Origin of the sequence: Streptomyces rimosus subsp. rimosus (genome assembly GCF_000720725.1) — a bacterium.
Classification (GTDB): domain Bacteria; phylum Actinomycetota; class Actinomycetes; order Streptomycetales; family Streptomycetaceae; genus Streptomyces; species Streptomyces rimosus_A.
In genome coordinates, this window is record NZ_JOCQ01000244.1 from 1 (window position 1) to 582 (window position 582).

1 pseudogene is annotated in these 582 nt (G+C 79.7%); it reads left to right on the forward strand.

The window, feature by feature from the left end:
• Positions 1-171: 171 nt before the first annotated feature.
• Positions 172-582 (forward strand): annotated as a pseudogene (locus tag IH45_RS1000000150530) (hypothetical protein); the annotation flags it as partial.

Consider the following 582-nt stretch of genomic DNA (forward strand, 5'->3'; position numbering starts at 1 on the left):
CCCGCCCTCCCCGCGCCCGGCCGCCCGCTGCCCGGCGCCGCCCCCACGACCTCCGGCAGGTGAGCCCGTGCCGTACGAGAACGCCGTGACGTACGAGAACACCGACGCCCTGCCCGACGCCGCCCCGGCGGCCCCCGCCGTACGGACCGCCGCACCGGAGGAGGACGCCGTATGACCGACCCCAAGGGCCCCCGCTCCGGCAGCGGCTCCGGCACCGGCCCGAAGGGTTCCGGAGCGAGGAGCACGGGCGGCACGGGCGGGAAGACGCCTGCGAAGACGCCCGGCCCGAAGAGCACGGGCGCGAGAACTCCCGGCCCGAAGAGCCCCGGCCGGCGAGAGGCCGGACCGAAGGGCTCCGGCACCGAAGCACCCGGCCCCAAAGCGTCCGCCGGCAAGGCATCCGGCGCCAAAGCGCCCGGCCCCAAGGCATCCGGTACCAAAGCATCCGGTTCCCCGGCCTCCCGCCGCGTCCCCCGCCCCACCCCGCCCGACGGCCGCGGCGGCCAGGCCCGCGGGGCCCAGGTCCGCAGCGCCCCGCGCCCCGCCGCCCAGCGCTCCGCTCCCAAGCGCGCCCCCTCCGCC